The sequence below is a fragment of the Asticcacaulis sp. AC460 genome, assembly GCF_000495795.1.
Classification (GTDB): Bacteria; Pseudomonadota; Alphaproteobacteria; order Caulobacterales; family Caulobacteraceae; genus Asticcacaulis.
This window is the reverse complement of record NZ_AWGD01000040.1, coordinates 35,147-60,929: the sequence shown is the minus strand read 5'-3', so window position 1 is coordinate 60,929 and position 25,783 is coordinate 35,147. Positions and strand designations below refer to the sequence as shown.

Sequence of the window (25,783 nt, the reverse complement as noted above, 5' to 3'; positions counted from 1 at the left end):
TCACTTAAAAGAGATTCATATCATGTCCGCCGAACCGCCCGCCCTGCTTGCCGCCGATTGGGGCACCACCAATTTCCGCCTGTTCCTGTTCTCGGCTGACGGCGAGGTCATCGCCCGCCACACCGCCAATATCGGCCTGAAGAACCTGGGCGTCCTGTCGTTCGAGCAAGCCTTGACCTCGGTCATGAAGGAAGACTTCGCCCGCCCGGACCTGCCGATCCTGCTCTCGGGCATGGTCGGTTCGCGCCAGGGCTGGCAGGAAGCGCCCTATGTCGCCTGCCCCGCCGGTCTCGACGATGTCGTCGCCGGCCTGGTCGACGCGCCTGCCGACAAGCTGCGCGTCAAGATCGTCCCCGGCCTGTCGGGCGATGCCGATCATCCCGGCCTGATCAATGTCATGCGCGGCGAGGAAACCCAGATTTTCGGCGTCGCGGCCAAGACGGGCGAAGGCGTGTTCGTCCTGCCCGGTACCCACTGCAAGTGGGCTTCGGCCGAAGCTGGCCGGATCACCGGCTTCTCGTCCTACATGACCGGCGAAATGTTCCAGGTGCTGAAGCGCCACTCCATCCTGGGTGACCTGATGGAGGACGATGTCGACGACGATGACGCCTTCAAGTTGGGCGTCGACCGCGCCCTGAACGACAAGTCCTTCCTGTCGCTGGTCTTCTCGGTCCGCACCGAGGGCCTGTTCGGGCACATCAAGCCGGAAAGCCTGTCCTCCTACCTGTCGGGCCTGCTGATCGGTTCGGAAATCCGCGCCGAAAGCCTGCGCCATGGCGTCCGCCCCGTCACCCTGATCGGCGACGGCAGCCTGATCGGCCTGTATGAGCGCGCCCTGAAACACACAGGCTTCACCGACGTCACCCGCGTTCACGGCGACGAAGCCGCCGCCGCCGGCCTGTGGGCCATTGCTCAAGCCGGACGCCTGATATGACCCCTGAACTCTCCGCCCGCTGGCAGGACGCCCTGGCCACCCTGCCCCTGGTCGCTATCCTGCGCGGCCTGAAACCCGCCGAAGCCGTCGCTGTCGGCGAAAAGCTGATCGAGGCCGGCTTCAAGGTGCTGGAAGTGCCGCTGAACTCGCCCGATCCGTTCGAGTCGATCCGCTTGCTCGCCGAAGCCTTCGGCGACCGCGCCATCGTCGGCGCCGGCACCGTGCTGAAGGTCGAGGATGTCGACACACTGGCTGGCGTCGGCGGCCAGATCTGCATCTCGCCCAACGCCAACCCCGACGTCATCCGCCGCGCCAAGGCGCTTGGCCTGATCTCCTTCCCGGCCTTCTTTACCGCCACCGAAGCCTTTTCGGCGGCCGACGCCGGCGCCGATGCGCTGAAGCTGTTCCCCGCGGAACTGGCCGGCACCAAGGGGCTGAAGGCGCTGAAAGCCGTCTTGCCCAAGGCCATGCCGGTCTTCCCGGTCGGCGGGGTCGAACCCGGCAATATGAAAGAGTACATGGATGCCGGCGCCGCCGGTTTCGGCATCGGTTCGTCGGTCTATAAGCCCGGCGACACGCCCGACATCGTCTACGCCAAGGCCAAGGCCTTCACCGACGCCTGGGCGACGCTCAAAGCCTGAGACTGCAAGGGCGCCGGAAACGGCGCCCTTTTTGTTTGACAAACTCATAGCTGTTCAGCTATACGATAATTCATAGCCAACCAGGCATGAGTTATGACGCCGGACACCCACGACCTTCTTTTCCGCACCCTGGCCGATCCGACGCGGCGCGCCATTTTCGAGCGCCTGTGCCGCGACGGTGAGACGACGGTCGGCGTACTGACCGAACATGCGGGTGTGTCGCAGCCCGTGGTGTCGCGTCACCTGGCGATGCTGAAACAGGCCGGGCTGGTGCGCGACCGCCCGGAAGGCCGCCACACCCATTACAGCGCGCAGAAACAGGCCCTGACCCCGCTGGTCGACTGGACCCGCGACATGGCCGGTTTCTGGGAGAACCGCTTCGACGACCTGGAAGACCTGCTGAAAAGGATGGACCAATGACCGAGCCCAAAGACCCTGTCCTGCTCTCCGGCGGCAATCCGCAGATCGCCAAGGGTTACGGCGATGCGCCGGTCCAGGCCTACATCGCCGCCATGCCGGGCTGGAAACGCGCGATCGGCGAAAAGCTCGACGCCCTGATCGTGCAGGCGGTTCCCGGCGTCCATAAGGCCGTCAAATGGAACACGCCCTTCTACGGCATCGACGAGCGCACATGGTTCCTGGGCTTTCACTGCCTGACCAAGTACGTGAAGGTTTCCTTTCCCGACGGCACATCGCTGGAGCCCGTACCGCCTGGCACCTCCAAACAGAAGACCGTTCGCTATCTCGACATCTACGAAGACAAACCCTTCGACGAAGCTCAATTCAGCGATTGGGTGCAACAGGCCAGCCGGCTGCCCGGCGAACGATTTTAGAGCCTCATGCCAAAAAGTGGACGCCACTTTTTGGATAAACATGAGGCGTCAGATAAAGGATCATGCCATGACCGATACCGCGACCGAAACCCGTTCCGTCGTCGTCGAACGCGACCTCGCCTTTGCACCCGACAAGATCTGGCGCGCCCTCACCCAGCCGCACCTGATCCAGGAATGGCTGATGAAAAGCGACTTCCAGCCCAAGGTCGACCACAGCTTCCGCTTCACCGCCGACTGGGGCGCCGTCGATTGCCGCGTTCTGGAAGTCGAGCCCAACCGCGTCCTGGCCTACACCTGGGACGCCTACGGCCTGGAAAGCACGGTCACCTGGACCCTGACGCCATCGGCCGAAGGCACCCACCTGCGCATGGAACAGGCCGGCTTCAAGGCCGACCAGAAGCAGGCCTATGGCGGCGCCCGCATGGGCTGGCAGCGCTTCTTCGATCAGCTCCAGGCCGTTCTCGACCGGCCGGAATAACCCGCAGCAAGGTCAGGGCACGACGCGCGTGTCGCTGACCTTATGCGAACTCTGCTTGAACGACATCACCGCAGGTGTGCCTTCCGGGGGGGACTCCACCTGCATGATCTTCAGCAGGTCGATCGACATGACGATGTCGGTGTCGCAGGTCGAGGTGTAGTTGATCGGATTGACCAGATCGACGTCAATCTCGCAATCCTCGACCATAGTCATGGTCATGTTGTCGGCGATGCGGTTCATGATTTCGACATTCTCAGCCTCTTCACCCTGGCTGAGCTGCGACGCCATCCCCTTCATCATCACCGACATAAAGGCGTTGAGATCTTCCTCGGTCGGGTTCATGACGTAGCTCAGGCGCGCCGTCTTGCCCGCTTCCCAGCTTTTGAGCGTCATGGTCGTGCGCGTCTTCAGGGTGGAACCCAGGAAGTCCAGCGTCGCCGGCGGCAGCTCGACGGGCTGCCCCAGGGTCAGGGGAATATTGTAGAAGCTGACCGCCTTGTTGCTCTGCCGGATCAGGTTGGCGGCCGTTTCCGGCGTCTGGTTGGCGATCAGCATATTGTAGAGCAGCGTCCCCTCGTCACCGTCCGAACCGGCGGTGAGGAGCGATTTCATCGACGCCTTGATGTCCTCGATATTATCGACCGACACCGGCTCCAGGTTGCTGTTCATGGTCACCTTGGCGACACCGATCGACTTGATCAGGCTGGACGCCATCGCCGTTTCCATCGCCGAAATCTGCGACTTGCCGTCGGCCCCGACGATCTTCATGTCGAAGGTCTCGATACGGTAGGTGCCCTTGTACCCGTCGCCGCTGCGGTTGAGCTCGGCCGAAGCGCCCATGTCGAGGTGGGTCTTCTTGACCTCGCCCATAGTATCTTCGACGTCGTCCGATACCACGGTGATCTTCATCTTGAAATTGTCCGGGAACGACGGTTTGATCACGTACGGTTCGGCGGCATTGGCCATAACCGGCAGGCTGACGAGCGCGGCGGACACGGCCGCTGACGCGATAAATCGCTTGAAGTGCACAGGAAACCCCCAGGTAAAGTTCGCGGCAAGCCTACAGGATCGCCCTGCCTTTGAAAAGCCATCTGAGGCATGGACGGGGCGCTTTGCAGACGGTATTTAGCCCGGCATGCAGCTTATTCCCGTCGCCCCCGCCCACATTGCCGCCCTGTCGGCCCTGGCCGCCGACTGTTTCGATGAAACCTTCGGCCATCTCTATTCGCCGCGCGACCTGGAGACCTTTCTGACGCAATCCTACAATCCGGCGTCCTTGTTGGCGGAAACCGGCGATACGGCCCAGTTCTGGCGCATGGCCGTCGATGCGCAGGGCCGAACAGCCGGCTACCTGCATTGCGGCCCGGTGACCCTGCCCCATGCCGAGGCCGACCGCGCACGCCATGGCGAACTGAAGCGCATCTATGTCCGCGCCTCGCACCAGGGCCAGGGCCTGGGCAAGCGCCTTCTGGAAACCGCGCTGGACTGGATGGCCGCCACCTATGGCGATGCGCCGCAATGGCTGGGCGTATGGAGCGGCAACCACCGCGCCCAGGCCTTCTATGCCGCCCATGGCTTCCAGCGGGTCGGCGAATACAAGTTCCCGGTCGGCGAAACCCTGGACGACGAATTTATCCTGCGGCGATCGCCAGGCTGAGGCAGTTCGCGCTGGCCGGGCACAGGCTGGCAAACTCACCCGAGGAGATCGGTCCGGCATCGAATGTCGAAACCGGAACGAAAAGACTATCCGACATGGTAGCCCTGGGTGTCGTTCATAAGACTGTGGCCTTTTCATTTTTGGAGCCGGCGTTACGGACAGGTGTCGAGCAGATCGACAGGATTCAGACGGTAAACCTTGATAAAAAGCATATTGCGGGTTTGTCTCAAAGACAATCAGCGCGGATCGCCTCTACAGCGACATGCCATCCTCCGTTGGCAGCAGAGTTCAACTGTCGCTGCGTTTGCAAAGTCCGGTCAACCGGGGAAGCAGTGCGTCCGTCAACGCCTCGGCACGTGCCGACAAGGCGACAAACCCGTGGTATTGCGGATGGCTTTCGTGGCCGGGAATCCGCTCATTCCAATAGATCACATTGTCGAGCATACGATTCACCAGGGGTCTGGTTCCGACAAAAACGCCGCAGGCTTTTTCGCGTTCGCCGGCATTGAGCAACCTGTCCCCTTCTCTTAAGGCCGCTTCACCCTCTTCGACATCTTCCTGAATGCTTTTCATCGCCACGGTAATCTGCTCGCCGAAACCGTCGCGACCGCAGACGTCCTGAGCTCCCTTGACCGCGATAGCCCGTTCCTGAGCCATCTCGTGCGCAAAAGCTGCGACGATGATCGGGTCGAATTCAGGATGCTGCGCACCATAGGCCATGACATTCGCGATCAATGCGTCGTACGCCTTGGCGGCCTCGCCATATTGCTCACACGCCACGATATAGCCCTGGCTTTGGGCATAGCCGCTGGCATCGCGGATTTTGAAATCGGCCTGCCAGGCGTCGGACGTGAAGGTAGCGCGCTCACCGGGCAATGCCGCCAGTTTGTTACCGTTGAAGGCCTTGTCTTCGGATAGCATCGCATTATAGGCCATGCCCCGGGCCGTGTTGCCACAGGCCGCCGTGAGACGGCCCTGCAGGTCTGGGCGCCGCCCGCGCAAATTGTTGAGGCCGTCTTGGAAGACCGGCTTTCCAGGGACGTCGGGCAGCAGCAAATACTCGCTGATCGCGTAGTCAGCAATCATCATGGATCTGTTGGTGCGGCTGTACCAGACGCAGGCCTCCTTCAGCTTGCGTTTGGCCGTAAGCTTGTCCGCTTCCGCCCAGTAGAGCGATTCATCATTGAGTGCCTTGATGGCAATGTCTTGAAGATCGCGAGCACCCGGCTTTGCCTGAGCCGCTGGCACAAAGAGCACCAAAGTCAACAGGCCGGCCAGGACAAGCAACGGCAGACGAAAAAGGCGGCGGGCGGCGAGGTAAAGCATGTGCCCTCTATCGCGCGTAGTGACCGGCCGGCGACCAGACCGCGGCGGGACCGCCCGACATGCCGACTGGTGGGACGATGACGGTGACGGGCTTTCCATTCACCTTCAATGTGACGTCGGTGGCGGCAGCCTCCAGGCCCTGCTGGGTGAAGGGCAAAGCGCCGACCGGGCGATTGATCTGAGCCAGAGGCGTCAGTCCGGCCAGGGTAACTTCGAAGACATGCTTGCCGACAGTGATTTTGGAACGTACCGTACCTGGCGCCCCGGTTTCATCGATGACGATCCTGGCCTTCAAAACCGGTGCCGTTTCAAAAGGCGTGCCCTTGAAAACCTTTGGCCCGAAATAGGCCCCGACCTTCGGGTCGCCTGAAACGAAACCCATGACGACGGGCGGCTCAGCCGGATTGGGCTGATAGAAGACCATCCCGGATGCCGACGAACCGATGGGCGTTTGAACCATGCGCGCCACGTGGAGAATGACATTCGGCTGGGTGAGCGATGCGTCGGTCACCGCCACCAGATCGACGCCGCCCTGCCATGACATCCAGGCGGTCACCGGCGGGACGACTTCGGGGCTGAGGGCCTGAGCTGTGCCGGCCAGCGGAGCGATCGCCGCCCCGGCCAGGGTGGAGAGCAGAAGCGTGCGGCGGTTGCTGAGCAGGGCTGACATGGAGTTCCTCGTTGTTTTCGCCATAAAATTTGGGCTGGGTCGGTACACACTTTTGGCATGACCCCATCGCTGTAACACCGTTACAAATTCAGTTAGGCCGAATGAAAACCGCGCTATTTGGTCATGGCTTCGCAAACGCCATTATAGGGTAGACCGCGGAAATTGTTCGGCCAGGTCAGGCAGGTAGTCTTGATTTTGGCCTGAAGGTCGGAAGACTGGGCTATGGACTGATCGACCAAAGCGGTCAGGCGCGCATTATGGACCGGCTGCTTGCCAGTGGCGCCGATACTCGCGGCCGTAAGCTCGCGCAGAGGCGTCAGAACCAGATCCGGCAGAATGATCATGGCCGCCCAATAGCCGCTTATGGCTCCATCGGCATCACCGCGCGCGAAGTCGGCATCGGCCTCGGTTTCATAGGCGATCGATCGGTCGAGTTGGGCAACAATCGGCGCCAGCTTGGTCTGAAAGCGGGCGTCGAAGTCCGCGGCCTGACAAGCGCTTGTACGCTTGGTGGAGGCAACACCGGCCAGCTTATCGAACTTGGCTTTGGCCCCGGCGCGCTTGTCCTCGGGCCAGGTCGGAAAGCTGTCGGAAAACGCCTGGAAGACGACCAGGGCCTGTTTGCTTTCAGCTTCGGCCGTTTTGAACCCTTCACAGGCCGTTTTGAAGTCGCCCTGTTTTTCAGCCATATCCGCGGCGCGTAGACTATTGTCCGCGGCGGTGCCGTGCACCTTGACCTGCTCGTACAGGGCCTTGTCCTGGGCGGCAACCGGTTGGGCCGCTACGAGTAACGTCGCGATGGACATCACAATGGGTTTTGACAGGTGGCGCACGATGGTCCCCTCCGGGGCTATGACAGGTCAGGATTTTGGGATTTCAGCAACGCAAGGTTGTTGCAGCCCACGGTGCTTCCGAGATCGCAGGCCTGGCCGTAGAACTTCAGGCCCTTCGCCCGGTCCGCCGCAATGCCCGTGCCGGTCTCATAGTGCCAGCCCAGATTGTTGCAGCCATTGGCAAATTTCAGGTCGCACGCCTTCTGGTAAAAGGCGAGCCCCTGAGCCACATCCGTCGGCCCGCCGGTACCGGTGGCATGCGCCACACCGAGATTGTAGCAGCTCAAAGCCTCGCCACCATTGCACGCCTTTTCATAAAAGCGGCGCGCCGCCGCGTGGTCGACCGGAACGCCGCGGCCCTCCGCGTACAATATAGCCAGGTTACGGCAGCCGACCGGATCGCCCATGCCGCAGCCCATCTGGTAGTAGGCTGCGGCTTGGGTATCGTCCTTGTCCTGGCCGCGATTGCCCTGTTCGAAGGCGAGGCCGTAGGCGGTGCAACTGGCCGCCGTCTTGTGCACCTCACACTGGACATGCAGTTGCTTACCCGCTGAGACCTCGGAAAACGGCTTGTAGATGAAATTGACGCCGATATCCGTCGAGTAGTTGAAGGAAGCCTTGATGCGATTGATGTCGGCGACCGTCTTTTCAGACTTCTTGTTCCAAACGCAGCTCGTGCTGACGACGGACAGGCTCTTCACATAGCCGGCATTGACGATATAGCCGGCGAACTGTTCCTTCGCGGCACTGATTTCGTTGTCATTGGCGACGAACGGACGGGTCCACATGACGCGGTTCTTGTCGGTTTGATGCGCCCAGCAGGCGACATAGACCGGTTTGCCGACGTCGGCCAGGACCGGCACGGCAAAGAACGGCAGAGCCAGGCAAAACCGCGGCGAGGATTTTCAGGGCGGAGGGCATGGTGGGGTTTCCTGAGGGCGGGCTTAAAGCGTTCTGGCCACGGCGGCGATATCGGGTTCCTGCATGATGGCCACGCCTTCGGCATGACCCTGATCGGCGGCGCGCTTGAACCAGCGCGTCGCCTGGACGATGTCCTTTTCGACACCGTCACCGAAATAGTAGAGCTTGCCCAGCATCACCTGGGCATCGCCATCGCCGGCCTCGGCTGCGCGGCCGGCATAGGCGATGACCTTGGGCATGTCCTTCGGCGTGATAAGTCCGTCGTAAAGCACCCCAGCATATAACGACATGCCGGAAGGATCACCGTATTCGGCCGAGGCCTTGACGAGCCGCAGCGCCTCGGCTTCGTTCCTGGATTGGCCAGCCATGCCGTTGAGATAGATCAGGCCGAGGGTCGCCATGGCCTCGGCGTCGTTCAATTCGGCGGCGCGTTTGATCAGGTCTACGCCCTTGACATCGTCCTGGCCGACGCCGCCGATCCCGGTCAGATAAAACTTGCCCAGTTGCGTCATGGCGGAGGCGTCGCCAAGCGTGGCGGCCTGCTGAATAAGCTTCGCGCCACGGATTTCATCGCGAACGACGCCGTCCCAGCCGAAATAATACCATTTGCCCAACTGTTGCATGGCCATGGCATTGTCCTGGGCCACGGCCATTTCAAGGTATTTCAAGGCTTTGGGATTGTCCGGCGCTACGCCGGTGGCGCCAAAGAAATAGACCGTCGTCCCGAGCAGCGCCTGGGCAGGCGCGTCGCCGGCATCGGCCGCCCGGACAGCGAAACCAACCGCTTGCGTCATATCCTGGCGGGCGCCGGATTGATAGTCGGCCATCAGCACGAACAGGGCATACATCGACTGCCCGAACACATCGCCTTTCTCGGCCGCCTGGCGGGTATAGGCCAGGGCCTGGGCGTCATCGACCGGACCACCCTTGCCATAGTGCAGCATGTAGCCGTACTGGCCGGCGGAAATGGCGTGGCCCTGGCGGGCCGCTTCACCGAACCATTGGCGCGCCTTGACATCGTCGCGGCCTATGCCGACGCCGGTGTAATAAAAGACGCCGGCCTTATATTGCGATTCCACATCGCCCTGCCCGGCCTGTTTTACGATGCGGGCAACCACCTGCTCGTCGGTTTCGCGGACATAGTAGGTGGCGACGACGGATTGCGGGCCGGAGTTGGTACTGCTTCCGCCGCCGTTGTAGATGGATGAGGTGGCGGAGCCTGAACTGGAACTGCCCGATCCCGACGACGATGAGCCGCTGCTGGAGCTTCGGTCGACGTCACGCTGCCTGGCCATCGCTGCGTCGTTGCTGCGGCGGTCGTTGGCGGCCTGGGTGGCCCGCATGTCGTTCATGGCCCGCTGGCGATTGGCCTCATCGTGGTTCTGATTCCAGTCGGCCCAGGCCGGCGCTGCAGCCAGGCTTAAAGCCGCGATCAGGGCGACCCCGGTGATGGTCTTCGATGCGCGCGCCATGTCCTGCTTTCGGATAGTAACGAAAATAACGACGTTAGGGTGGGGTCCGGCCGGCGTCACCCTCTGAACAGAGGGGGCGGCTTCGAATAAAATTGGCCAGATGTCAGGGATGCGGCTATGGTCTGACGACGATTGCGACGCGCCTCTCATAATGCGTCACCGATTTCAACAGGGCTGTATATTTTGCATATTCGCGTACTGCGCCGGGTGACCGACGCTTCGGCATGGCGCATGTACCTGATCCTGGCCGTTGCCATCGCCGCGGCTTGCCTCAGTTTCGGCCTGTCGCTTCAACATAAACATCTGGAAGGCATCGTCCGCCAGGGCGAAACCCTGCAATTCGAAGTGCCGGGACAGGCTGGGCAAACCGTCGTCAGCCTGCGCCGGCCAGACCAGGCCCAAGGCCTGGTCCTGTTGCCCTCCGACCTGACCTTGCAAATCGACGGCATCGGCAAGTACGAAGCCTACGATGCCCATCTGGCACGTCAGGACAGGATCGTCGCCATCATGGATAGTCCGGTCGTCATGGCCGGCGTCCGCCAAGCCTCCGGCCAGGTGAGCGAAGTCGCGGTTAAGGTGCGAAAGATCGATCTGTCCACGCTGGGAGAAGGCTTCTGGAGTCCTCTGGTCGTCGGGCTGGCCGCCTTCCTGATCGGGGGATGGGTGTGGTGCCTGAAGCCTGATGAAAGCGTGACGCAGGTTCTCGCCCTCAACGGTCTTGGCATGCTGATCGCCGCCACTGCCGCCACCGTCGGCTATTCCCAGCCCATTGCCGCATCGTCGCAACTTGTCGCCGGCGTCCTGGACGCCAACCATCTGGGCACGACGATTTTCGGCATGTCGCTGATTTCATTATTTCTGGTTTTTCCCAAACCTCTGGTATCGACCAGGGTACTGTGGACCGTCATGGCCATCAGCCTGGTGGTGTCGGCTCTGGACTATCTGCGGCTGCTGGGCGGAACCGACGCCATCTTCGTTTTCTGTTTCGCCGTTATGGGGCTGGTGACGGTTCTGATCGCCGTTCAGTGCTTCAAGGCCCGCAGGGACCCGAACGCCCAGGCTTCCCTGCTGTGGCTGGGCCTGGCCGTCTTCGTCGGTACAGGTCTGTGGTGCCTGGTGATGGGCGCCTATATCGTTCAGGGCCAGATCCAGACCATGCCCGGCAGCTACGTCTTCATCAGCTTTCTGGTCATGTATGCCGGCATTGCCATCGGCGTGGCGCGGTTCCGCCTGTTCGAAGTCCGCGACTGGGCCTTCCGGATCTTCTTTTATGCCGTCGCCGCGGCCTTGTTCATCGCGCTGGATGCCGGACTTATCTATCTGCTGGGCATGACCCAGGGCGTCGCCCTGCCCCTGGCCCTGGTCGCCATCGGCCTGGGTTACCTGCCCCTGCGCGACCTTCTGTGGCGCCGGTTTCTGCGCCACAAGGCCCTCAGCGACAGCGAGATGCTACGCATAGTCATGGACATGGCCTTCGCCCCGCAGGCCGCCCTGCGTCAGACCAAGTGGCAGGCCCTGTTGCAGACACTGTTCGCGCCCCAGGTGATGACGCCCGCGCCGGTACAGGTCAGCACCGCCTTTATCGAAGCCGACGGTCTGCACCTGCACGTCCCGGGTCTGATGGACGTCCCTGCCCTCAAACTCTCCTTTCCGCAGGACGGACGGGGCCTGTTCTCGCCACGGCATCTCGACCTGCTCAACCAGATCATGCGTTTGTCGCGCGAGGCCATGCAGGGTCTGACGGCCTATGAACGTGGCGCCGCCGAGCAGCGCCACCGCCTGGCCCAGAACCTGCACGACGATGTCGGCGCCAAGCTGGTGTCGGGTCTGAGTGTCGCCGACGACGTGTCGCGGCCCTTTTTCTACGAAGCCCTGAACGAAATTCGCGACATTGCCTCGGCCATGATCACCGAAAGCGCGCCGCTGGACCGGATGGTGGCGGAAATGCGCCATGAAGCCGTCCGGCGCCTGGAGGTGGCGAATATCGCGCTCGATTGGCCGTTGTGGCCGCAGGACGCGCCGCTTTTTCAGATAAACGCTCTGGACAAGAAGGCTGTGTCATCCGCCATGCGCGAAGCGATCACCAACGGCATCAAACATTCCGGTGCCGGACAGGTTTCGGTGCGTCTGGTGCTGACGGGCAACCTTTTGCAGTGCCGTATCGCCGACGACGGCAAGGGTTTTCCTGCGGACGTCCTGGACGGTTCGGCCGGCGGACAGGGCCTGCGAAGCATTGCCGATCGGGTATCCCAATCCGGTGGCGGCGTGCGCTTCAGCAATGCGGAACCCGGCAGCCACGGCGCGGTTGTTGCGTTTGATATTCCGCTGTCATCCTCCCCTCCCGTTTCGGAAAGCCTATCCCGATGACGCCTGATGGCCTGTGCCTTGTGATCGAAGACCAACCGGCGAACCAGGCGCGGATGACGCGCGCCCTGACGGCGGCGTTTGAAGGGTTGGAGGTCGACTGCACCGCCAGCCTCAAGGCCGCCAGGCTGTGGCTGAACGAACTGACCGCGGGCCGGCTTGCCCGGTTTACCCTGGCCATCGTCGACCTGGGGCTTCCGGACGGCTCGGGGATCGAGCTTATCGAGGAGATCACCGCCCGTTACCCGGCGGTGACCTGCGTCGTTTCCAGCATGTACGACGACGACGGCCACCTGTTCGACGCCCTCTCGGCCGGCGCCCGCGGCTATCTGGTGAAGCATCAGGAGCCCGAAATGATCGTCCATTACCTGCGCCGCATCGGACAGGGCGAACCGCCCCTGTCACCGTCGATCGCCCTGCGCCTGATGGACCACTTCCGTAACCAGACACTCAAGGCACCCCAGGAAGTGGCCCTGACCGGCCGTGAAACCGAAACCCTGGCGCTTCTGGCGCGGGGACTGACCGTGGCCGAGGCCGCCAGGCACCTGGGACTCACCCATTCGACCGTCGCCGGCTACGTCAAGATTATCTACCAGAAGCTCAACATCTCGACACGGGCCGAAGCCACCCTGCATGCGGTGAAACGGGGGCTGGCTCAGCCCCGCTGAAAGTGGAACGGATTACGACACAGAAATTTGAACAATGTTCATTTTAATATTGAACAATGTTCAATACATGATACCGTCGCGACGCCCGGCGACGTGACCGGGTTTTTGCCGGACACCTTGAGGGAACCCATGTCCCAATCCATCCCACCACCTGAGACCTCATCGCCCCACCGCGGCCTGATCAGCCGCAGCAAGGGCACCAAGCTGCTGATCGTCTGTATTCTGGCCGTTCTGATGTCGATTCCGGCCGGCGGCGTCTTCCTGCTGCTGCTGGACCGCACCCATCGCGCCGAACAGGTCACCAACGAAATCGGCGGGCTGATGGGCGGCCCCCAGACCTTCCTCGGTCCGGTGATCTCGGTCCCCTACACGCTCCCCGCCCGTATCGATACCGACGGCCAGGGCAACAAAACCGTGGTCCCGGCGACGACCTCCAGCCTGATCGTTTTTCCGGTCACCGGCGAAGCCACAGCCACCAGCAAGAGCGAAGTCCGGTCCCGGTCGCTGTTCCGCGTCCCCATCTTCACCACCGATCTGAACTTCAAGGCCCACTTCGACCTGAGCGGCGTCACTGCCCCCAGTGGCGGCGCCCTGGACTGGAGCCGGGCGCAACTTCTGTCCGGCGCTTCGGATTCCCGCGGCGCCCGCAAGGACATCGTCGCCACCATCGATGGCACGGCCGTCACCCTGGCGCCGGCCACCGAAGGCAGCCAGGCCGTCGCCAGCGATCAGGGCTCGTCGCGGCTGGACCTGTTTTCAACGCCCCTGCCCGGCCTCGACCCCAGCCAGCCGCACGATATCACGCTCGACATGGGTTTCACGGGCGCGGAAAAGATCGGCATCCTCGCCTATGCCAAGTCGTCGAAAGTGACGATCGCCGGTGACTGGAACACGCCGTCCTTCGGCGGCGGCTTCCTGCCATCCGAACGCGCCTGGCCCCATACCGGCGACACGCCGCTGAACAAGGGCGAGACGGACCTCAAGTCCGGTTTCAAGGCGTCATGGTCGGTGCCCTTCGTGGCGCGCGGCCTGCCTGCCGTCATCGGCTTCGACAACCTGGCCAGCCTGGGCAAGTCGGAACTGTCGGTAGCCTTCGTCGAAAACACCAATCCCTACCAGAATGTCGGCCGGTCGCTGAAATACGCCCTGCTGTTCGTCGGCCTGGTGTTCCTCACCTATTTCGTCTTCGAAAGCACCAGCCGTCGTGAGCTTCACCCGGCGCAATATATCCTGGTCGGCCTGGCCCAGCTCACCTTCTACCTTCTGCTGCTGTCGTTTGCCGAACGCATCGGTTTCGACGCCGCCTTTGCCGTGGCCGCCGCCGCGACTGTCGGCCTGATCTCGGCCTATGCCGGCATGGTGTTCAAAAGCCTGCTGCGGGGATTGGCGGCACTGGGGGTATTCAGCCTGCTGTACGGCATGATCTACACCCTCATGCGGATGGAGGACTATGCCCTGCTGATCGGCGCGGTCTGTGCCTTCCTGGTCATCGCCACGGTGATGGTCCTGACCCGCAACGTCAACTGGTACGGCACGCCGCAACCGGCGCAGCGATAACGAAGCCGTGCGGCAGCTGTCCTCCCGGCAGCTGCCGCATCTGCCCGAAGACGCCTCTGGACGGCTTCAGTTTAGTCGTGTCGGCGCTTCCTATTTGGAATATATTTTCTATTTTTTTCATTTTTGAAATTGACCCTGCGAAGCGACTGGCTCATCATGCCGGTATGGCTGGGCAACGCTTTACATCCCTGGACGTCTTTCGCGGCCTGACGGTCGCCTTCATGATCGTGGTCAACACCTCGGGCCCCGGCGCCGAGCCGTTTGCCCAATTGTCGCATGCGAAATGGTTCGGCCTGACCCTGGCGGACCTCGTCTTTCCGGCCTTCCTGTTCGCCGTCGGCAATGCCATGAGCTTCGGCGATCCCAAGGCTGGCACGGCCGGCGTCTATCTTTGGAAAGTGGTCAAACGCGCCGCCATTCTCTTCCTGCTCGGCTATCTGATGTACTGGTTTCCGTTCGTCCAGGCGACAGCGGACGGCTGGGCGCTCAACCCCGTCGAGCACACCCGCATCCCGGGCGTGCTGCAACGGATCGCCCTGTGCTTCCTCGCCGCGGCGGTCGCCGTGCGCTGGCTCGATATCCCGAAGCTGATCGGTCTCTGCGCGGTCCTGCTGCTGGGTTACTGGGGCGCCCTGCTGGCGTTCGGGCCGCCGGGAGAACAGTTCTCACAATTGGGAAATATCGGCGCCCAGATCGACCGCGCCGTCATCGGCATCGACCACATGTATGCCAAGGGCAAGGGTTACGACCCGGAAGGCCTGTTCAGCACCCTGCCCGCCATCGTCAATGTCTTGGCCGGTTACCTGGCCGGCCGCTATATCCGGTCGCAATCCGACCTGCGCCCGGACCTGCGCCAAGTCGCGATCCGGCTGGCGATCGCCGGTGCCGTCATCATCGCCGCCGCCCTGGCCTGGAGCCTGGCCTTCCCCCTGTCCAAGCGGCTGTGGACCAGTTCCTTCGCCCTGATCAATATCGGCATCGACCTGGGCCTGCTGGCGGGTCTGATCGCCTATGTCGAGCTGGCAAAACTCCGGTTCGGCGTCCGCTTCTGCGAAGTCTTCGGACGCAACCCGCTCGCCATCTACCTGTTCTCGGAGCTGCTGGTCACCGTCCTGCAACTGATCCGGCTGCCTTCCGGCAAAGGCCTGTATGACGTCGCGGGCGCCCTGTTCCAAGCCGTCGTCCCCGGCGCCCTGGGCGCCCTGCTCTGCGCCATCGCCTATATGCTGGTGTGCTGGGGCTTCGGCTACGCGCTCGACCGCAACCGTATCCTGATCAAGATTTGACCATGACCAAGCTCCCCCTCTCCCGCCGTCACGCCCTGCTGGGCCTGGCCGCCCTGCCTTCGGCCGCCGCCGCCGCGCCCATAGCGCCGGCTCAGGCCACGCTGACACGGCTGATCGGCAAGCGGGCAAGGGATTTCCACCTCGAAATCACGAAGGCCCCGGCGCCCGCCTACACCTACAATGCCCGCGACGGACAGGTCACGGTCGCCGCCTCCTCACCGGTCGCTGCCCTGCGCGGCGCCTATGCCTATCTCGGCGATTTCGGCCTGGCCCACACCAGTTGGGAAGGCGACCGCGTCGCCCTGCCCCGCCACCTGCCGCAAGGCCGCAGCGGGCCGGTGACCTCACCGTTCCAGCACCGCGTCTATATGAACACCTGCACCTTCGGTTACACCACGCCCTTCTGGGACTGGAAACGCTGGCGGCGCGAGATCGACTGGATGGCGTTGCACGGCATCGACATGCCGCTGGCCATGGAGGGCCAGGAGTGGGTGTGGCGCGAACTGTGGCGCGGCGAAGGCCTCAGCGACGGCGATCTGGACGCCTATTTCTCAGGCCCGGCCTTCACCCCATGGCAGCGCATGGGCAATATCGAAGGCTATCAGGCGCCCCTGCCGCTGTCGTGGATCGTCAAGAAACGCGACCTGCAGACGCGCATCCTGGGCGCCATGCGTGAGCTGGGCATGGAGCCGATCCTGCCGGCCTTTGCCGGCTACGTCCCCAAAGCCTTTGCCGAAAGCCACCCCCAGGCGCGCATCTACCGCATGCGGGCCTGGGAAGGCTTCCACGAAACCTACTGGCTCGATCCCGCCGATCCGCTGTTCCCGAAGCTGGCGGCACGGTTCCTCGACCTCTACGACCAGACCTACGGCAAGGGCCGCTACTACCTGGCCGACGCCTTCAACGAGATGCTGCCGCCGATCGGTGACGGCCCTGCCGAAGGCGGCTATGGCGACTCCACCGCCAACAAGGAAGCCGCCGCCCATGTCGATCCGGCCGTAAAAACCGAACGCCTGGCCGCCTATGGCAAGCGCCTGCACGACTCGATCCGCGGCGTCCGGCCGGACGCTGTCTGGGTGATGCAGGGCTGGCTGTTCGGCGCCGACCAGGCCTTCTGGACCGGCGACGCCATCGCCGCCTTCCTGCGCGATGTCCCCGACGACGGGCTGACGGTGCTCGACATCGGCAACGACCGCTACCCCAAGGTCCGCCAGACCGCCCAGGCCTTCCACGGCAAGGGCTGGATCTATGGCTATGTCCACAATTACGGCGGCTCCAACCCGGTCTATGGCGATCTCGGCTTCTATCGTCGTGATGTCGCGGCGATCACCGCCGATCCCGATCGCGGCCGGTTGCAGGGCTTCGGCGTCTTTCCGGAAGGCCTGGACAACAATTCGGTCGTCTATGACTACCTCTACGACCTGGCCTGGAACCGCGACCGTTCCCTGCCCGACTGGTTGGCCGGCTATACCCGCGCCCGCTATGGTTCCAGTTCTCCGGAAATGGTCTCGGCCTGGCTCGACATCATCCAGGGCGTCTACACCACGCGCTACTGGACACCGCGCTGGTGGCGCTCGACCGCCGGCGCCTATCTGCTGTGCAAACGACCGGACGTCGCCATGGCGCAGTTCGAAGGCGCCCCCGGCGATCGCACCGCCCTGCGTACCGGGCTGACCACACTGCTGGCGACCAAGTCTGACAGCCCCCTGCTGCGCCACGACGTCGTCGAGTTCACTCGCCACCTCGCCAGCCTGCATCTCGACGACCATATCCGCGCCGCCCTGAGCGCCTATGGCGGCGGCGACATCGCCTCCGGCGACCGGTCGGCGGCAGAGATACGCCGGCTGACCCTGGCCCTGGACGACCTGATGGGCGCCCAGCCCTGGCACCTGGCCGGCTGGATCGACCAGGCACGCGCCTATGGCGATACCACGGCCGAGAAGGTTTACTATGAACGCAATGCCCGCGCCCAGGTCACGGTGTGGGGCGGCAAGGGCAATCTGCACGACTACGCCTCCAAGGCCTGGCAAGGCCTGTACCGCGATTTCTACCTGCCGCGCTGGGAGATACAGTTTGCGGCCCTGCGCGCGGCTGGCTTTGACCAGGGCGCGACCACCGAACGCCTGATCGCCTGGGAAACCACCTGGGTCGACTCGACCGCGCCGGTGACGCGGCGAGTACCGTCCGATCCGGCCGCAGACGCAGCGCGGCTGCTGGCCAGCCTGAGCTAGAGCGCGTTTCGATCCGGAAGAATCGGATCGGCGCTCTAAGCTTTTGTTTTAACGCGCATCTTAATCCGAAAAGTGCGTCACACTTTTCGGGATGCGCTCCAAAAGGAAACAACCATGTTCGAAACCGATCGGCGCACCCTGCTGCGCGCTGCGGCCGCCGGGATGGCGGTCGCCCCGGCCCTCACCGCCACCGGCGCCTCGGCAGCCACCTTCGAAGACCTGTCACCGCGCCGGCGCATCCCGTTCGACTTCGACTGGCGCTTCTCGCTGGGCCACGCCTCGGACGTCAACCGCGACTACGGCTTCGGTCGCGACCAGAAGACCTTCGCCAAACAGGGCCAGGGCGTCGCAGCACCCACAGCCGCCGATTTCGACGACTCGACCTGGCGTGCCGTCGACCTGCCGCACGACTGGGCGATCGATCTGCCCTTTGCGAAGAACGAATACTTCATCCCGCCGAACAACCCGGACGACGGCGACCCCGCCGCCGGCCATGGCTATAAGGCCCTGGGCCGCAAGTTCCCGGAAAACAGCATCGGCTGGTACCGCAAGGTCTTCCGGCTGGACAAGGCCGACGAGACAAAGCGCCTGACGCTGGAATTCGACGGCGTGTTCCGCGACGCCACCTTCATCCTCAATGGCTACATCCTGGCGCGCCACGAAAGCGGCTACACCCCGGTCAGTATCGACATCAGCAACTTCATCGACACCGAAGGCCCCAATGTCCTGGTGGTGCGCGTCGACGCGACGCTCGGTGAAGGCTGGTTCTACGAAGGTGCCGGCATCTATCGCCATGTCTGGCTGGTCAAGACCGACCGGTTGCACATCCCGCAGTGGGGCGTATGGGCGCGCGGCGAGACCTCGGGCCAGGTCGCGCTGGAAACGCGGGTGGCGAACCAGGAGGATAGCACCGCCGAACTGACCCTGGTCTCGACCGTGTTCGACGGCGCCGGCAAGGCGGTCGCCACCGTCGAGTCCGCCGTCCAGATCGGCGCCTTCGCCGAGGTGACGGTCCCCCAGGCCGCCGCCCTGCCCGCGCCGCATCTGTGGTCGCTAGACGATCCCCACCTCTACACCATCCGCAGCGAACTGCGCCGCAATGACCAGGTGACCGATGCGGCGACCACACGCTTCGGCCTGCGCGATATCCGTTTCGACGCCCAGAACGGTTTCTTCCTCAACGGAAAATGGCTCAAGATTCGCGGCGCCAACAACCACCAGGACCATGCCGGGGTCGGCATTGCCATGCCCGATGCCCTGCACGTCTGGCGGGTCGAACAGATGAAGGCGCTCGGCGCCAATACCTGGCGCTGTGCCCACAATCCGCCGGCGCCGGAACTGCTGGACGCCTGCGATCGCCTCGGCATGCTGGTGGTCAACGAGACGCGGCTGATGACCTCGGCGCCGGAGGGCATCGCCCAGCTGGAAACCCTGATCCGGCGCGACCGCAACCACCCGTCCGTCATCCTGTGGTCGATCGGCAATGAGGAGACCGCCCAGCAAGGTACGGCCCGCGGGCTGAAAATCGCCAAAGACATGCGCCGGGCCGTCAAGGCCCTGGATCCGACGCGGCCGGTGACGGCGGCGATGAACCACTACCAGGGCTACGGTATCACACCGGCCTTGGACGTCATGGGCTTCAACTACCACGAAATGGACATCGAGCCCTTCCGGAAACTCTATCCCGACATGCCGATCATCGGTACGGAGACGGCCAGCGCCGTATCGACGCGCGGCGAATATATCCGCGACGAGGCCAGGGGCTATGTCCGCGCCTACGACCTGGACGCTCCCTCCTATGCCCTGACCGCAGAAGCCTGGTGGACGCTCTACAATTCGAAGCCCTACCTGTCGGGCGGGCTGGTATGGACCGGCTTCGACTATCGCGGCGAGCCGACACCGTTCAACCGCTGGCCGGAGATCTCGTCACATTTCGGCATCTTTGACACCTGCGGCTTCCCCAAGGACATCTACCACTATTACCGGTCCTGGTGGCAGGATGAGCCGGTGCTGCACCTCCTGCCGCACTGGAACTGGGAAGGCCGCGAAGGTCAGGCGATCGCCGTCTGGGCCTATGCCAATCTCGACGCCGTGGAACTGTTCCTCAATGGCAAGAGCCTGGGCCGCAAGACCATGCCCCGGGACAGCCACCAGGAATGGCAGGTCCCCTACGCGCCCGGCACCCTGACTGCGTTCGGCGAAAAGAACGGCAAGGTCGTGATGAAAACCATGCGCCGCACCGCCGGCCCCGCGGCCCGGCTGGTCCTGACCGCCAACCGCGCGGCCGTGACGAATGACGGCCAGGACGTGGCCCTGCTGCGTGTCGAGGCGGTCGACAAGGACGGCCTTCCCGTGCCGAACGCCGACAACCTGGTCCACTTCGACAGCGACGGTCCGGGCGCGGTGATCGGCGTCGGCAATGGCAATCCCACCAGTCTCGAAGCCGACCGCGCCACATCGCGCCGGCTGTTCAACGGCCTGGCCCAGGCGATCGTGCAGTCACGCCGTGGCCAGGCCGGACTCTGCCGTGTCACGGCACGCAGCGAGGGCCTGGCACCGGCGTCGGTGACGATTCGAATCGAGGCCTGAACCCGTCAAAACTGTGGTGTTTCAGTTACAGGAACGGAAAACCTGATTGGAACCCACGGTAGAGCGACGGATTCCCGATTTGCGAAAAACATTGCAAATCAAGGCATTGCCACTACCGGCAGCCGTATCCCAGCATTTGAAACTAAAAGATCAAAACGTTTTGAAATGAAAATATCATATTTGATATTTCATGGAATTGACATTCCGTAACATCGCTTTTAGTCTGAGGATTGTCGCAGAGGCCTATCAGGAACCGCGTTTCTGGCCTGGGGGTGTCTGCGCCCAAGAACACAAAAACACTTACTCAGGGGCCAGTATGAACTTCCGCAGAATTTCGGCGAAAGGACGACGTGCCTGATGCCGCGGCGAAGGCAGGATGGGCCACAGATCCCGCCTTCGTATCGCCGGCTTCGCCGTTCGTAAGCCGCAAAAATTGGTCGGCCAATTTTTCAGAATTGAAACCTTGGACGAAGACCAAAGGCGCTTGCGGACCTGCCAAGACTTAACTCCCGTACGGGCGGTACGGGCACCACAACACAGGAGAGACACAATGAAAAAAGGCATAACTATCGGCAGGGCAAGCTTCAGGTACGCATTGCTGGGCGCGACCATCCTGACCGGCGTCGGCGGCATCGCCCACGCCCAGGACGCGGCGCCGCAGGCGACCGGCGACGTCATCGTGGTGACCGGCTTCAAGAAAAGCGCCGCCGATGCCATCCGGGCGAAAAAGCAGAATATTGAAATCTCGGACGGCATATCGTCGGACGGCCTGGGCCGCTTCCCCGATCTGAACGTCGGCGAAGCCCTGCAACGCATTCCGGGCGTCCAGATCAACCGCGAGGCCGAGGGCCGCAACGCGACGATCGGTCTTCGCGGCATGCCTGGCTACTATGCCCGCACTACCCTGAACGGCCAGGCCTTCGCGGAACCGCCGTATGTCACCACGACCGGCGGCGCCGACGGCACGCCGCTGGGCGCCTTCAATTCGGACATCTTCACGGCCTTCTCGATCCAGAAGTCGCCGATGGCGAATTCCCAGTCGGGCGGCCTGTCGGGCAATATCGACATGCAGATCGCCCCCGCCCTGGGACGCAAGGATGGCGGATTTGCCAAGGCAGCCTACGAATACAACACGAACGGCGGACTGGGCGCGCCGGCCTACACAATCGGCTACAACAAGCACTTCAACAGTGACTTCGCGGTGTTCGGCACGTTCGCCTACCGCAAGGAGAACTTCCGCCGCGATACCCTGCGGTATAACGGCTACAACCGCCTCACCCTGGCGCAAAGCAAGCTGACAGCGCAACAGTTCGCCGACGCCTATGGCGCCTATTACGGCACGACCGCCAGCTCCTCGACCTTTACCCTGGCTCAGGCCCTCGGCTCAAACCCCTATACTGCGCCGTCCAACGTCGGAAGTTTGTCCCAGAACGGTATCTGGGCTCTGGGCCTCATGCGTCAATATACCCGCATGAACGTGGGTACGCTTCAGTCCGGCTCGCTCGGCGCCGAATGGCGGGTGAACGACAACCTCAAAATCGGTGTTACGGGCTATCACAGCGATCGCGACCTGCCCGATACCGTGCAGTATTTTCTGCTGAACGATCCGTTCGGCACCGCGACGGTTGAGCCCCTCAGCTCGCCGGTGGTTATGGAAAATGGCTTCGCCGTCATCCCGCGTACCCGAAACAGCAACTACGATGGCAAGAGCTCGACGCGTCTGTTCTCGCAAAAGCAGGCTGCCGATGGTCTCTTCCTGAACGCCGAGTGGGAAAACGACAAGTGGCGCTTCGCCGGCGTCATTGCCGCAACCAGCTCTTCGAACTCCTCCGAAGAAACCGAGCTTGACCTGCGTACCGTGACGCTTGGCGGGTCGGGCAACAACGGCCTGGTGGAGGTCATGGATACCGGTCTTGGCGAGTTGAACGATTTCTATCAGTCGGTCACGCCCAATCCGCAGAACGTTATGTTCACCCTGCCCTTCCGTGCCTCCGCCACGACGGCAGGATTCCAGCCCGGCTACTGGAACTGGGCGCCGAATGCGCCTCAGGACCTGTTCACGTCGGATGGCAAGTATCTCCTGCACGTGGGCGGAACGCACCGCTACGCCGCCAAGAGTGTAAATTCCGTACAGCTCGACGCCGAACGCCAGGTCGACTTTGGCCCCATCACCAGCATTCAGGGCGGTGTGCGGTCGGAAAGCAACGAATACACCAGCCATGGTGTGCGTAATATGGCCTACGGCATCCAGACCCAGAACATCACCGCTTCGATGCTGATCAAGGCGCCATCGGTCGATGACTTCATGGAAGGCAAGGCACCGATTAACACGGACTGGCTGACGATCGATCCCATCCCCTTCCTGAATGCCATCCGCCCCGTTACCCGCTACAACAACGGCGAACTTTCGGAGCTCGGGTTCAACGTCTTCTATGCTGACGGCGGCTTTGCGAACAACAACTTCAAGGTGACGAATGAGCTCATGCAGGCTTACATTCAAGCCAAGTATGACACCAGCATCTTCGGGCATCGCGTTCGCGGTAACTTTGGCGTCCGTTCCGAAACCACGGAATACGAAGTGACGACACTGGATCGCACAGCGCGCGTGGCCAGCAATGGCGGCGTCGGGGCGCGGTCCGACTATACCTGGCACACCTACAAGGACACCTACAGCCAGATCCTGCCTTCGGCGATCGCCGTCGGTGACGTGTTCGAAAACGTCGTGCTTCGCGCGGCCTACTACAAGACCTACGTCCGGCCCGATCCGCAGACCAGCAGCCCTGTCCGCAGCTACTCCTATTCCACCAACAACGAGTCGACGGCCACCCAGACCATAACCAATGTCAACATCAACCTGGCCAGCGGCCAGTTGAAGCCCTACCTGGCTGACAACTATGATCTGTCGCTGGAATGGTACAATCGTCCCAATGGTCTCATCTCGCTGGCCTACTTCAAGAAGAAGCTGACGAACCGCGTCGCCGCCATTGCCGATCCGGCCGTGCTTTGCCCGGCCGATGGCAGTGACTGGGGCTTTGGCGCCCTGACCTGGAACGGCAGCTACTGCAGTGCGACCAACGCTAATGACGTCGTCAACGGTGTTCCCAATTCTTACCGGATTTTCGCCGGCGGTAATCACAACATCGACTCACCGACCTATGTCAGTGGCCTTGAGTTCAACATCCAGCAGAACTTTGACTTCCTGCCCAGCTTCTGGAAAAACTTTGGTGGATCGCTCAACTACGCCTTCACCCAGGCCAAGCAGACCGGCGGCTCGGCGAATCCCTTCCCAGGTATCTCCAAGCACAACTACAACGCCATCCTGTACTATGAAACGGCCAAATACGGCATTCGCGCTGTCTACAACTGGCGTTCGGAATACAATCTGGATGGCTCAGGCACCTTCTTCGGCAACGCCCGAAACGCTGCCGCCCGCGGCCAGCTCGACCTTTCGGCGTCGTACAACATCAATGAGCGCATCTCCGTCTCGCTGGATGCCTACAACCTGACCAACTCGTTCCGGAAGGAATATCAGGGCGACGAACGCATGGTCCGTCAGATCGACTATGACGGTCAAACCTTCACCGCCAGCGTCAAGGCCAATTTCTAGAGCAAAGCGCGTTTACACGGAATCAAATCGAAAAACGCGCGGAGCGTATAAACGTAAAAATTAGAGCGGGTTGCGTTCCGCTAAGCGTTTCCATCTGAACGCAACCCGCTCTAGACCTTGCCTGCCCGACGGAGTTTCAATTCAGAAACTCCGTCTCTCGATCCGGGCGACGTTCTGATCCCGAGTCGGAACGTCAAAACGGCCGCAACGATCCTAAGTTCCGACCGTCCCCCGATATAGTAAGCCGACGCGTATCCCTCAACCAACTCCCTCCAACAGCCTGGCCCACGGTCAGGCTGTTTTTTTGCCCGATCGCCAAAATAGAATATATTTATCATTTTTTTGAAATTCGAAATTGACGTTTCCCTGACTCTGACCTAGTGTCGACCGACAACCCTGACGGCCCATCGACTCAAAATTGGTCGGCCAATTTTTACTAAACCCGAAGTGACCATGTCCAGAATTACCGCTGCCCGTGTGATTGTTACCTCCCCCGGGCGCAACTTCGTAACCCTGAAGATCGAAACCGCCGACGGCCTGCATGGCATCGGCGACGCGACTCTGAACGGCCGCGAACTGGCCGTGGCCAGCTATCTGACGGACCACGTCATTCCGTGCCTGATCGGACGCGACGCCCACCGCATCGAGGACATCTGGCAATTTCTGTACAAGGGCGCCTACTGGCGCGGCGGCCCGGTCGGCATGACCGCCATCGCCGCCGTCGACATGGCTTTGTGGGACATCAAGGGCAAGGTAGCCGGCCTGCCGGTCTATGAGCTGCTGGGCGGGGCCTGCCGCGACGGCGTCACCGTCTATGGCCACGCCAATGGCGAGACGATCGACGACACCATTGCCGAAGCGCTGAAGTACAATGCCCTGGGCTATAAGGCGATCCGCCTCCAGACCGGCGTGCCCGGCCTGCCCTCGACCTACGGCGTCTCGGCCGACAAGATGTTCTATGAACCGGCCGACAACGACCTGCCGAGCGAGAATGTCTGGTCGACGGCGAAATACCTCAACCACATCCCGAAGCTGTTCGCCGCCGCGCGCGAGGCCCTGGGCTGGGACGTCCATCTGCTGCACGACGTCCACCACCGCCTGACGCCGATCGAGGCCGGCCGGCTGGGCAAGGACCTGGAGCCCTACCGCCTGTTCTGGATGGAGGACTCGACCCCGGCCGAAAACCAGGAAGCCTTCCGCCTGATCCGCCAGCACACCACGACACCCCTGGCGGTCGGCGAGATCTTCTCCAGCATCTGGAACTGCAAGGACCTGATCCAGAACCAGTTGATCGACTATATCCGCGCCACGGTTCTGCATGCCGGCGGGATCAGCCATATGCGCCGCATCGCCGCCCTGGCCGACCTGTACCAGGTACGCACCGGCTGTCATGGCGCGACCGACCTGTCGCCGGTGACCATGGCGGCGGCGCTGCATTTCGACATGTCGATCCCGAACTTCGGGCTGCAGGAATATATGCGTCACACGCCGGAAACCGACGAGGTCTTCCCGCACGGCTATAGCTTCGCGGACGGCTGCCTGCACCCGGGCGACGCACCTGGACTGGGCGTCGACATCGACGAGGCCCGGGCCGCTCTTTATCCGTATCGGCGCAGTTACCTGCCCGTGAACCGTCTGGAAGACGGCACGATGTTCAACTGGTAGCGCCCCTTTTCCCGCAGCACAGCCTTCCCTCATCTCCCTGGCTCGTGCTGA

General features: G+C 62.5%; 20 protein-coding genes. 14 read left to right on the top strand and 6 right to left on the bottom strand.

Translation table 11 applies throughout. From position 1 onward, the window contains the following. Positions 1–22 precede the first annotated feature (22 nt). From ABAC460_RS45775 to ABAC460_RS45755, 5 genes are all read left to right on the top strand, one after another. Entirely contained in the window at positions 23–934 is a 912-nt protein-coding gene (locus tag ABAC460_RS45775; protein WP_023455606.1) for a 2-dehydro-3-deoxygalactonokinase, read from the top strand. After that, on the top strand, positions 931–1,575 hold the full coding sequence (locus ABAC460_RS45770) for a 2-dehydro-3-deoxy-6-phosphogalactonate aldolase (RefSeq protein WP_023455605.1): 645 nt from the start codon (positions 931–933) through the stop codon (positions 1,573–1,575). Before ABAC460_RS45775 ends, ABAC460_RS45770 begins: the two co-directional genes overlap by 4 nt. Before the next feature lie 93 nt (positions 1,576–1,668). Then, positions 1,669–1,995 (top strand): ArsR/SmtB family transcription factor, encoded by a 327-nt coding sequence (locus tag ABAC460_RS45765; protein ID WP_023455604.1) that lies wholly within the window; start codon positions 1,669–1,671, stop codon positions 1,993–1,995. Further along, a complete protein-coding gene (locus ABAC460_RS45760) occupies positions 1,992–2,408 on the top strand; it encodes a DUF1801 domain-containing protein (protein ID WP_023455603.1) in 417 nt (138 codons plus the stop codon). Before ABAC460_RS45765 ends, ABAC460_RS45760 begins: the two co-directional genes overlap by 4 nt. Positions 2,409–2,475: 67 nt before the next feature. Then, entirely contained in the window at positions 2,476–2,886 is a 411-nt protein-coding gene (locus ABAC460_RS45755) for an SRPBCC family protein (protein ID WP_023455602.1), read from the top strand. Between the two features lie 12 nt (positions 2,887–2,898). On the opposite strand, the gene ABAC460_RS45750 is transcribed toward ABAC460_RS45755, so the two are convergent. Further along, positions 2,899–3,915 (bottom strand): hypothetical protein, encoded by a 1,017-nt coding sequence (locus tag ABAC460_RS45750; protein ID WP_023455601.1) that lies wholly within the window; start codon positions 3,913–3,915, stop codon positions 2,899–2,901. A gap of 106 nt (positions 3,916–4,021) precedes the next feature. Here ABAC460_RS45750 and ABAC460_RS45745 point away from each other — a divergent pair, with 106 nt between their 5' ends. Continuing rightward, positions 4,022–4,543 carry a GNAT family N-acetyltransferase gene (locus ABAC460_RS45745; protein ID WP_023455600.1) on the top strand — a complete coding sequence of 174 codons (522 nt, stop codon included), beginning with the start codon at positions 4,022–4,024 and terminating at the stop codon, positions 4,541–4,543. Positions 4,544–4,831: 288 nt separating this feature from the next. On the opposite strand, the gene ABAC460_RS45740 is transcribed toward ABAC460_RS45745, so the two are convergent. The 5 genes from ABAC460_RS45740 to ABAC460_RS45725 all read right to left on the bottom strand — a co-directional run bounded on the left by ABAC460_RS45740 (position 4,832) and on the right by ABAC460_RS45725 (position 9,765). Beyond that, positions 4,832–5,869: a hypothetical protein gene (locus ABAC460_RS45740; RefSeq protein WP_023455599.1), complete on the bottom strand. Its 1,038-nt coding sequence runs from the start codon at positions 5,867–5,869 to the stop codon at positions 4,832–4,834. Between the two features lie 7 nt (positions 5,870–5,876). Then, entirely contained in the window at positions 5,877–6,539 is a 663-nt protein-coding gene (locus ABAC460_RS45735) for a hypothetical protein (protein WP_023455598.1), read from the bottom strand. 113 nt (positions 6,540–6,652) lie between these two features. Beyond that, positions 6,653–7,372 (bottom strand): hypothetical protein, encoded by a 720-nt coding sequence (locus ABAC460_RS45730; RefSeq protein WP_155914754.1) that lies wholly within the window; start codon positions 7,370–7,372, stop codon positions 6,653–6,655. A 17-nt stretch (positions 7,373–7,389) separates the two neighbouring features. Then, positions 7,390–8,235 carry a tetratricopeptide repeat protein gene (locus tag ABAC460_RS48670; protein ID WP_023455596.1) on the bottom strand — a complete coding sequence of 282 codons (846 nt, stop codon included), beginning with the start codon at positions 8,233–8,235 and terminating at the stop codon, positions 7,390–7,392. A gap of 81 nt (positions 8,236–8,316) precedes the next feature. Then, entirely contained in the window at positions 8,317–9,765 is a 1,449-nt protein-coding gene (locus tag ABAC460_RS45725; protein WP_023455595.1) for a tetratricopeptide repeat protein, read from the bottom strand. 183 nt (positions 9,766–9,948) lie between these two features. On the opposite strand from ABAC460_RS45725, the gene ABAC460_RS45720 reads away from it, so the two are divergent. The 8 genes from ABAC460_RS45720 (at position 9,949) to manD (ending at position 25,732) form a co-directional block, all read left to right on the top strand. Then, a complete protein-coding gene (locus ABAC460_RS45720; RefSeq protein WP_031237470.1) occupies positions 9,949–12,132 on the top strand; it encodes a sensor histidine kinase in 2,184 nt (727 codons plus the stop codon). Continuing rightward, on the top strand, positions 12,129–12,797 hold the full coding sequence (locus tag ABAC460_RS45715; protein ID WP_023455593.1) for a response regulator transcription factor: 669 nt from the start codon (positions 12,129–12,131) through the stop codon (positions 12,795–12,797). The genes ABAC460_RS45720 and ABAC460_RS45715 overlap by 4 nt, the downstream gene beginning before the upstream one ends. A gap of 129 nt (positions 12,798–12,926) precedes the next feature. Beyond that, positions 12,927–14,354, top strand: a complete 1,428-nt coding sequence (gene creD, locus ABAC460_RS45710; RefSeq protein ID WP_023455592.1) for a cell envelope integrity protein CreD — start codon at positions 12,927–12,929, stop codon at positions 14,352–14,354. A 164-nt stretch (positions 14,355–14,518) separates the two neighbouring features. Continuing rightward, the gene (locus ABAC460_RS45705; RefSeq protein ID WP_023455591.1) at positions 14,519–15,640 is read left to right on the top strand and encodes an acyltransferase family protein; all 1,122 of its coding nucleotides are present in this window, start codon (positions 14,519–14,521) and stop codon (positions 15,638–15,640) included. Between the two features lie 2 nt (positions 15,641–15,642). Next, positions 15,643–17,871, top strand: a complete 2,229-nt coding sequence (locus ABAC460_RS45700) for an alpha-N-acetylglucosaminidase (RefSeq protein WP_023455590.1) — start codon at positions 15,643–15,645, stop codon at positions 17,869–17,871. A 114-nt stretch (positions 17,872–17,985) separates the two neighbouring features. Next, positions 17,986–20,460 (top strand): beta-galactosidase GalA, encoded by a 2,475-nt coding sequence (gene galA / locus ABAC460_RS45695; RefSeq protein WP_023455589.1) that lies wholly within the window; start codon positions 17,986–17,988, stop codon positions 20,458–20,460. Between the two features lie 550 nt (positions 20,461–21,010). Beyond that, a complete protein-coding gene (locus ABAC460_RS45690) occupies positions 21,011–24,067 on the top strand; it encodes a TonB-dependent receptor (RefSeq protein ID WP_031237468.1) in 3,057 nt (1,018 codons plus the stop codon). Between the two features lie 453 nt (positions 24,068–24,520). Then, positions 24,521–25,732 carry a D-mannonate dehydratase ManD gene (gene manD / locus ABAC460_RS45685; RefSeq protein WP_023455587.1) on the top strand — a complete coding sequence of 404 codons (1,212 nt, stop codon included), beginning with the start codon at positions 24,521–24,523 and terminating at the stop codon, positions 25,730–25,732. The last annotated feature ends 51 nt before the right edge of the window (positions 25,733–25,783 follow it).